8 protein-coding genes and 1 tRNA gene are annotated in these 8,818 nt (G+C 62.4%); 2 read left to right on the forward strand and 7 right to left on the reverse strand.

Translation table 11 applies throughout. From position 1 onward, the window contains the following. Positions 1 to 68: 68 nt before the first annotated feature. Positions 69 to 692 carry a 50S ribosomal protein L25/general stress protein Ctc gene (locus LPC22_RS07030; protein ID WP_024627966.1) on the reverse strand — a complete coding sequence of 208 codons (624 nt, stop codon included), beginning with the start codon at positions 690 to 692 and terminating at the stop codon, positions 69 to 71. 236 nt (positions 693 to 928) lie between these two features. On the opposite strand from LPC22_RS07030, the gene LPC22_RS07035 reads away from it, so the two are divergent. Then, a complete protein-coding gene (locus tag LPC22_RS07035) occupies positions 929 to 2,938 on the forward strand; it encodes an AMP-dependent synthetase/ligase (protein WP_024627965.1) in 2,010 nt (669 codons plus the stop codon). Positions 2,939 to 2,944: 6 nt separating this feature from the next. Here LPC22_RS07035 and era read toward each other — a convergent pair whose 3' ends face one another. The 6 genes from era to LPC22_RS07065 all read right to left on the reverse strand — a co-directional run bounded on the left by era (position 2,945) and on the right by LPC22_RS07065 (position 8,328). Further along, entirely contained in the window at positions 2,945 to 3,898 is a 954-nt protein-coding gene (gene era, locus LPC22_RS07040; protein ID WP_229133276.1) for a GTPase Era, read from the reverse strand. Beyond that, the gene (locus LPC22_RS07045) at positions 3,895 to 5,307 is read right to left on the reverse strand and encodes a hemolysin family protein (protein WP_229133277.1); all 1,413 of its coding nucleotides are present in this window, start codon (positions 5,305 to 5,307) and stop codon (positions 3,895 to 3,897) included. The genes era and LPC22_RS07045 overlap by 4 nt, the downstream gene beginning before the upstream one ends. Further along, positions 5,300 to 5,854, reverse strand: a complete 555-nt coding sequence (gene ybeY, locus LPC22_RS07050; protein WP_024627962.1) for an rRNA maturation RNase YbeY — start codon at positions 5,852 to 5,854, stop codon at positions 5,300 to 5,302. The genes LPC22_RS07045 and ybeY overlap by 8 nt, the downstream gene beginning before the upstream one ends. Then, positions 5,851 to 7,050, reverse strand: coding sequence for a PhoH family protein (locus LPC22_RS07055; RefSeq protein WP_229133278.1), 1,200 nt, complete (start codon positions 7,048 to 7,050; stop codon positions 5,851 to 5,853). Before LPC22_RS07055 ends, ybeY begins: the two co-directional genes overlap by 4 nt. A gap of 40 nt (positions 7,051 to 7,090) precedes the next feature. Then, positions 7,091 to 7,438: a histidine triad nucleotide-binding protein gene (locus tag LPC22_RS07060; protein ID WP_229133279.1), complete on the reverse strand. Its 348-nt coding sequence runs from the start codon at positions 7,436 to 7,438 to the stop codon at positions 7,091 to 7,093. 89 nt (positions 7,439 to 7,527) lie between these two features. After that, positions 7,528 to 8,328 (reverse strand): 16S rRNA (uracil(1498)-N(3))-methyltransferase, encoded by an 801-nt coding sequence (locus LPC22_RS07065; RefSeq protein ID WP_229133280.1) that lies wholly within the window; start codon positions 8,326 to 8,328, stop codon positions 7,528 to 7,530. Between the two features lie 118 nt (positions 8,329 to 8,446). On the opposite strand from LPC22_RS07065, the gene LPC22_RS07070 reads away from it, so the two are divergent. After that, positions 8,447 to 8,535, forward strand: a tRNA-Leu gene (locus LPC22_RS07070). Positions 8,536 to 8,818 lie beyond the last annotated feature (283 nt).

The raw sequence follows: 8,818 nt of genomic DNA on the forward strand, positions 1-8,818 counted from the left end.
GACCGTCATAAGCAAAAAGGCCACAGGATCCTGATGATCCCATGGCCTTGCACAACAAACCTCTGGACTCACTCGCTCTGGGCGTCGTCCTCCGGAGCAGCTTCCGCATCGGCCTGTTCGGTCTCCTCGGTGGGGGTCTCCAGGCTCTCCTCCTTGGGGATCTCGACGGAGACGATGGATTCCTCCATATCGTCGATGACCAGCTCGGAGCCCTCGGGCAGCTTGACGTCCTTGGCCAGGATCTTGTCGCCCTCGGACAGGCCCTCCACGCTGATATCGATGCGCTCGGGCAGGTTGGACACGTCGGCACGGACCTGCAGGTTCTGGGTGTCGATCAGGGCCACGGCAGCACCCTTGGTCTCGCCGCTGACGAAGACAGGCACCTCCACGGTGACCTTCTCGCCGGCGCGGACCTCATAGAAGTCGATGTGCTCCACCTGGCGCTTGACCGGGTTGCGTTGCACGTCCTTGACCACGGCGGTCTTGGTCTGTCCGCCGAAGCTGATGGAGAAGAGGGCGTTGGCGCGGCGCAGGGCCAGAGTGGTCTCGCGCATGGGCAGCTTGATGTAGTCGGGCTGGGCACCGCCGGCGTAGATGGTGGCAGGGATCTGCTGGGCCACGCGCATGCGGCGGGCCGCCCCCTTGCCGAATTGGTCGCGGACTTCGCCCTCGAGCTTAATTGTGTTAGCCATGTTGGCTTCCTTCCTTGAGTGGTTCCTCAAGACCGACCTGGGCCGGTCCTGGCGCATCGCCGCGTCGGATTCCGGACCGCCCATAAGGAAAGGCCGCCGATGATCCAGCCGAGTCGATAACGGAGGCCATGAGAGCCTCCCTCGCCAAAGCAACGAGCCTACTTTAGCACCGGGCCCACCCTTCTCCAAGTGGGCGACTATTCTGGACATATCCCGCGATTATTGAAGGAGACAACGTGTCGTTACTAGCATCGGTCAAATCTTTTGTGGCACACCAGGTGGGTCATGGGGAGGGACCGACCGGCGAGGATGCCGCGGATCAATCAGGTGCCGCCCAGGAAGCCCTCGCCCTGCCCAACACGCATTTCTGGTCGGCTGACTACGCCACCACCACGCACATGGATCCGGCCTCGGGACTGCTCTCGGCCACCACCGCCGGCATGGGACCGGTGCCAGACGACATGACCGTCTATGACATCTACGCCGACCGGGCCCGTCGCACCCCCGACCAGCCGGTCCTGCACTTTGTGGAGAACGGCAGCTGGACCTACCGGACCGGCCGCGAGATTCTGCATGACATCAGAACCACCGCCAAGGGCTTCTTGCACTACGGGCTGAAGAAGGGCGATGCCGTGGCCTTCATGTGCAGGACCAGCTATGAGTGGGACATCGTGGATGCCGCGGTCCTGTCCATCGGCGGGGTCATCGCCACCATCTACGACACCGATTCAGCCGAGCAGATTCGATTCATTGTCAACAACTCCGACGCCAAGCTGTTGGTGGTACAGACCGCTGAGATGCGGGCCAAGGCCGAGGGGGCCGACAAGGAATGCCCCACCCTGGAGCGGATCGCCTGCTTGGAATCCGGGGCCCTGCAGGAGCTGCAGGCCTATGGTGAGTCGGTCAGCGACGCCGAACTTGACGAGCGTATCAACTCCATCCGCAAGACCGACCTCTGCTCCATCGTCTACACCTCCGGCTCCACAGCGGCCCCCAAGGGTGTGGAGATGACCCATGAGCATTATTGCCAGCTGGCCAGGAACCTGAACGCTTTCATCCCCAATCTGACCCATGACCCGGATGGATCCATCCTGCTCTTCCTGCCCCAGGCCCACACCTTCGCCCGGGCCATCAGCTATGGGGTCGTCTACGGGACCATGCACGTGTACATCTCCTCCGGACTGGCCACCCTGCTGCCCGACCTGCAGGAGTCCAAGCCCACTGTCATCATCGGCGTGCCCAGGGTCTTCGAGAAGGTCTACAACGCCGCCTCGCAGAAGGCTGGACATGGCATCAAGGGCAGGATCTTCAACGGGGCGGCCCGAGCGGCACGCACCTACATGGAGGACATCTCCCGTAAGGGCTGGCCGACCAAGCGCAGCGCCCTGCGGCGAGCCCTCTATGATCCGCTGGTCTACTCTTCTCTGCGCCAGGTCCTGGGCGGACGGGCCAAGTGGATCGTCTCCGGAGGCGCTCCCCTGGACCCGGAGCTGCTGGGGTTCTTCCGGGGCGCCAATGTTCCGGTCTATGAGGGCTACGGCCTGACCGAGACCACCGCACCCTGCGCCTTCAACCCCCTGGGCACCCCCTACCACCGGGGTTCAGTGGGCATCCCCTTCCCGGGATTCACCATCCGCATCGCCTCGGACGACGAGGTACAGATCAAGGGCGTCTGCGTATTCCACCGCTACCACAAGAACGAAGAGGCCACCCGAGCATCCTTCACCGAGGATGGCTGGTACGCCACCGGCGACCTGGGGCGGCTCTCCCGTGACGGATTCCTCTTCCTGACCGGGCGCAAGAAGGACCTGATCATCACTGCCGGCGGCAAGAACGTCTCCCCCAGGCCCATCGAGGAGGTCATCGAGCGTTCCGAAATCGTCTCCCAGGCCCTGGTTCTGGGTGACAAGCGCCCCTTCATCTCGGCCCTGGTCACCCTGAACGAGTCCGCCTTGCGGCCCTGGCTGGCCTCCAAGGGGCTGGATCGCAACATGTCCTTGCAGGAGGCGGCCCAGAACGCTGTGGTCCGGGCAGAGGTCCAGGAGTATGTGGACCGGGCCAATGAGGGCGTCTCCCGGGCCGAGTCAGTGCGTAAATTCATCATCCTGCCCGAGGAATTCACCCAGGACAACGGGCTGATGACCCCCTCCATGAAGGTGATCCGGCCCAAGGTCATCGAGCGCTACGCCGACCTGCTGAACACCAAGATGTACACGGCCAAGCGCGCCCAGGCACCCCGCCGCTGAGCACGATCAGAACCCCAAACGCTCCAGCTGCTTGGGGTCGGTCTGCCAGTTGCGGGCCACCTTGACATGCAGATCCAACCGGACCTTGCGACCCATGGTCCGGTTGACGGCGGTGCGCAGCTTCTTTTTCACCCGCACCAGGTGCTCGGCTCCCCGCCCGATGACGATGGGCTTCTGAGAGTCGCGCTCTACATAAATGCCGATGTGAACAGTGTCGCGCCCACCCTCCGGATCCGGCTCGACAGACTCCACGCGGACGGCCAGGGAGTGGGGTAGCTCGTCGTTGAGCTCCTCCAGGTAGGCTCCGCGAACCAGCTCGGCGATCATATCCTCGGGACGTTCCTCGGTCAGTTGGTCGTCAGGGTAGAGTTGAGGACCCTCGGGCATGGCATCCATCAACACCTGGGCCACCTCGTCCACGTTGTCAGCCCCCAGGGCGCTGACCGGAACAATCTGGGAGAAGTCGGCAAAGGTGCCAATCTCCAGGAGCTTGTCCACCAGTTGACCCTTGCTCAGCTGGTCGATCTTGGTCACCACCGCGATCAGGGGCTTTCGCCAGGTCCACTTGCCATCCTTGTCCTTGCGGGCGAAATCGGACCGCAACCGGCTGAGAATGCGGCGATCGCCAGGGCCAATGGCCTGATCGGCAGGCAGCAGAAATGCAATGGCATCAACATCAGACAGGGAGGCTTCCACAACGTCGTTGAGACGCTGGCCCAAGAGGGTGCGCGGACGGTGGATGCCCGGTGTATCCACCAGGACCACCTGGGCCTCGGGACGAGTCATGATTCCCCGGATGGCCTTGCGGGTGGTCTCCGGCCGGGAGGAGGCGATGGCGATGGGCCTACCAACCAGGGCGTTCATAAGGGTGGACTTGCCCACATTGGGGCGGCCCACTACTGCCACGAATCCCGATCGGTGGACCGGCGTCTTGGCATCGCTCTGTTCTTCCTTGGTCATGAATTCTCCTGACTGTCCTGCTCGGGTTGATCCCCGTCGGTCTGTTGGTCTTCTTGCTCCGCACCGTCCTCCAGGGCGATGCTGGATCCGTTGGCTGGCTCGACCACGATGGTGGCGATCTTCTTGCGGCGGCCAACCGCCTCGCCTGCGGTCAGCCTGATCCCGCGTGTCACCGCTGATGAGCCTGAGACGGGGACTGAACCCAGCAGCTTGGTCAGCAGGCCATAGACCGTGTCCACGTCGTCCTCGTCGATGGTGATCTCGTAGAGCTCCTCCAGGTCGGCGATGGGCGTGCGGACCGGCAGCTGCCAGGTGTGCGGGCCGATCTGCTTGGGCTCGTCATGCTGGACCCGGTCATGCTCATCCTCCAGCTCACCCACGATCTGCTCGATGGCGTCCTCAATGGTGACCAGGCCGGCGATGCCCCCGTACTCGTCCACGACCACGGCCAGGTGGTGGCGGGAGCGCTGCATGTAGTGGAAGAGGTCGTCCACCGGCTTGGATTCAGGTACCAAAACCGGCCGGCGGATGATGGAGGCGACCGATCTGTCGCCCTTGTGGTTGAAGGCCAGGGCACGGACCACGTCCTTCAAGTAGACGATGCCGACCAGGTCATCCACGTCGTCCCCGATGGCGGGAATGCGGGAAAAACCCGACCGGGAGAAGAGCTTCAGGGCCGAATCCAGGCTGGCATCCTTGGAGATGCAGATCATGTCAGTTCGTGGAACCATGATCTCGCGCGTCAACGTGGTCGACAGGGTCAGCACGTTCTTCAGCATCTCGGAGATCTCAGGATCGAAGGCGCCGGCCTCCACCAGCTGGTCGACCATGGCACGACCCTGCTCGATCTGGATCTTCTCCAGCTCCTCGTCGTCGGAAAGATCGCCGCGATGGTTTTTGCGGGAGCGGGCTTCAGCCTGCCGCCGACGTTTGAAGGGCGTCAGGAGAACGGCCAGTCCGACCAGGCGCACGTGCTTGAGCAGTGCTTCCATAGGCTGGCGGGAGCGGCCACGAGGACCCAAGGTGACGGAGACGGCGGCCACCAGAACGGCCATGACCACTCCGCACAGCAGCTGCTCCCAGAGGGGCAGACCGCCAAGGGCAGCCATGCAGGCCACCAGGACGCCGACCATGATGTCACAGATGATGCGGAAAAAGGCACAGGCGCTGCCTGTCACCTGCCGCTGGAAGATCAGACTCTGGGCCCGATGAATGCGATCAATCCGCTTCATCCTGGAGAACTGGCTGAGCTCTTGGTCGGTCTGCAGGCCCAGGATCAAATTGTTGAGACTGGATCGGGTCACCCGGTTCAGCGCCCCCTGGGCCTCGGCCAGCGCAAGGGAGAGCACAACCAGAGCAATGGCGGCCAGGATCATGACCACCAAGGCGGCAATGGTCCGCTCACTCATGGGATTTGCCTCTCCGATGGGCATCACGGCCGTACCGTTCATAGATCTCCAGAGCGTTGGTAGCCCCGGCCGGCAGACCGGCCTCCGCAATGGGCCCCTGGCGCAGGGCCAAGAAGGTCAGCAAGAGTTGTCGCTGCAGACCGAACATCTGCTCCTCCTGCTCCCTGCTGGCGTGGTCATACCCCAGCAGGTGCAGGGTGCCGTGGATGGCCAGCAGCAGCATCTCCTCCATGGTGGAATGGCCGGCTGCCAAAGCCTGCTGTGCCGCCACCCAGGGACAGATGACGATATCGCCCAGGATGCCCTCCTGCCGATGGTTCTCGTCTCCGGGGCGCAGCTCGTCCATGGGGAAGCTCATGACATCGGTTGGCCCGGCCAAGTTCATCCAGCGCTCGTGCAGCACCGCCATGGGCTCAGGATCATTGAAGATGATGGTCATGTCGGACTGGGTGCTCACCCGCATCTGGTCCAGCACCCACACCCCCAGGTCGGAAAAGGTCTTGGCGTCGATCAGCCACTGGGTCTCGTTGGTCACTTCTACGCTCATGCCCGCTCCCGTCCCCGGCTGCGGGCTTGATCGGCGCGGTCATAGGCCCGGACAATCTGCCCGACCAGCCGATTGCGCACCACGTCGGCCGCCTGCAGGTGCACGAAGGCGATGTCATCGATGCCGTGCAGCACTTGTTCGATGGTGGCCAGGCCAGACGCGGGCCCGCCCAGATCCACCTGGGTGACGTCGCCGGTGATGACCATCTTGGTGTTGAAGCCCAGACGGGTCAGGAACATCTTCATCTGCCTGCGGGTGGTGTTCTGCGCCTCATCCAGAATGACGAAGGCATCATTCAGGGTGCGTCCGCGCATGTAGGCCAGCGGAGCCACCTCAATGGTCTCATCGGCCAGAAGGCGGTGGAGCCGCGAGGTGCCCAGCATGTCAGCCAGGGCATCGTAGAGGGGCCGCAGATACGGATCGACCTTCTCATTGAGGGTGCCAGGCAGGAAGCCCAGGCTCTCCCCCGCCTCCACGGCAGGCCTGGTCAGAATGATGCGCCCAATGCGTCCGGCCCGGAATTCCTGAACAGCCTTGGCCACCGCCAGATAGGTCTTGCCGGTGCCGGCCGGGCCGATGCCGAAGGTGATGGTATGCGCTTCCATGGCGGCCACGTAGGCGGACTGGCCGGCGGTCTTGGGCCTGATCGGCCCCTTGGAGGCCTGGGTCAGAGGGCGGCGACGAAGAGCAGCAGGAGCTGCCTGGCGGGGTTGGTCGATGCCTTCCAGGGCGTTATCCCCCTCCGAGTCTGCAACGGCTGTCTCATGATAATTGAGGTCTGCAGAAGCATTATCCACAAAAGTACTGCTTGTCGTATTGCGATCCTGAGGTTCGCGGCTTACATAGGTTTGGTCTGCCGTGTTGCTACCTGTAATTTTCTGGTCTTCTGGACGGGAGTAATCGGTTGCATCGGCGGTCCCCAGACGGCGGTGATCCAGTATTCGCCCCACCTGATCGGCATCCACAGGGACCTGATCGGCGGTCTGCATGAGTTCGGTCAGTAGATCCCGGATCTGGGCCGCCTGAACGTCGCCCTGCCGGTCCCGGGCCCGCAGCATGATCCGGTTACCCCGAACCAGGATGGACACTGCCGGGAAAGCACGCTCGATCCTGTCGATGACTGCATCCTCCGGCCCCAGCACCTGAACCGGGTCGATCCCCTCCGGAATCTCCAGGGTTCGCGTAGTTACCGCCACGGATTCCCTTCCTGCACGATGACGATGGTGAACACGGGCCTCACTCGGGCAGCACCTGTCCGGTCAGGACGTGGGCGTGGACATGGAAGACCGATTGGCCGGCATTCTCCCCAGTGTTGAAGATCAGTCGATAGGCTCCGTGGAAATCCTGGTCGGCGATCTGCTGAGCCACCTGGACGATGTGGGCCAGAGTGTCAGGGTCGGCCTTGGCCAATTCGGCCACCGACGCGTAGTGGTGACGCGGGACGATCAGGACATGGACGGCTGCCTTGGGGTTGGCATCCTTGAAAGCGTATACGGTCTCATCCTCATAGACCTTTTCGCTGGGAACCTCCCCTGCCACGATTCTGCAGAAAATGCAGTCCTCCTGCCGATCGTCATCGCTCATGACCACTCCTTATTCTTTGCCGACATTGCTGTTTTTGATCTTTTCGCTGTTTTCCATCTTATTGTCGAGGTTGTATATTGTGGGCGACTTCATGCGCTGGGCTCAGGGACTTCCGACTGCCAACGACCCAGCATGTCCGTCAGCAGGGTCAGGGCCACTGGTCCGGCCAGGGCAGCTCGGAGGATGTTGCCCCCCAACCGAACTGCTAAGGCCCCCTCCCTCATCATGGTCTGGACCTCCTGATCGGCAATCCCGCCCTCTGGGCCCACGACCACGGCGATCGACGAGTTCTCCGGCAGCTTGTCTACGCGCTTGCGGACCGCATCCCAGCCAAGGTCGGCATCCTGGTGCAGTACCAGGACCAGGCTTCCCTGGTCGGTCGCCTTCCGGCACCAGGCGGCCAGACCACGGCTGTCCACCTTGCCCAGCAGTCGAGGACGGTAGGCCCTCCGGCTCTGCTCAGTGGCTGCATCCAAGGTGGCCTGCCAGTGCCGGTCGTTGCGGCCCGGCCGCCATTTGGCTATGGACCGATTAGCCTGCCAGGGCAGGACCTGATCGACTCCTATCTGGGTGGCCATATCAATAGCCAGCTCATCCCTGCCGCCCTTGGCCAAGGCCTGGACGAGAATCAATTCATTCTCGGGAGGCGCCTGGCGGCCTACAGCGGTGACCTCCACCAGGCCCGTCGAGGCATCCCTGACCAGGGCGCTGATACGCAGTCCGCCTCCGTCTGAAAGATCGAGCTGATCCCCGTTCTTCAGCCTCATGGAGCCCAGGGCATGACGACGGATGTGCTCTGGCAGGGTCAGGCGCCAGCCGGTATGGAGCTCATCGCTGGCCAGTGGGGAATCATCGTGGTCGGGATCCAGCAGGAAGAGGGGTGCAGTCATGGTGTTAGGCTACAGCCCGCCGCCGAAAAGCACTCTCCGCGACGACACGCTCCCCCAATCGCCCAGTGCACGATGCCGCCTGAGATGCTATGATTATCTCCGTTGCGATTACGCACCTGTCCGGGTGGCGGAATGGTAGACGCGCTAGCTTGAGGTGCTAGTGCCTATATATATACAGGCGTACGGGTTCAACTCCCGTTCCGGACACTCGATTCCACGTCGTTGGGGCTATTGCGATTCGTATCTTCCCTGCTTTCTACATTTATTGAAATGTGCTATTGCATAGAAGATTCGTAAATCCATGCGTGGCTTGAATCGTTGTTGTGATTAATACAGCTGATCGGTGGGCTATAGGAACTAAACGCGTTGTTTATGTTGGGGGTTTGGCCTTGTGGCTGTAAGCGTGTTGGGTGGTTGTTAATAGGTCGGGTTGTTAATAGGGGTCTTGCAGGGGTGCCCGTTCCTGTTCGATTGGGGAATGAGAACCAGA

The organism is Bifidobacterium mizhiense (assembly GCF_020884755.1).
GTDB classification, from domain to species: Bacteria; Actinomycetota; Actinomycetes; order Actinomycetales; family Bifidobacteriaceae; genus Bombiscardovia; species Bombiscardovia mizhiensis.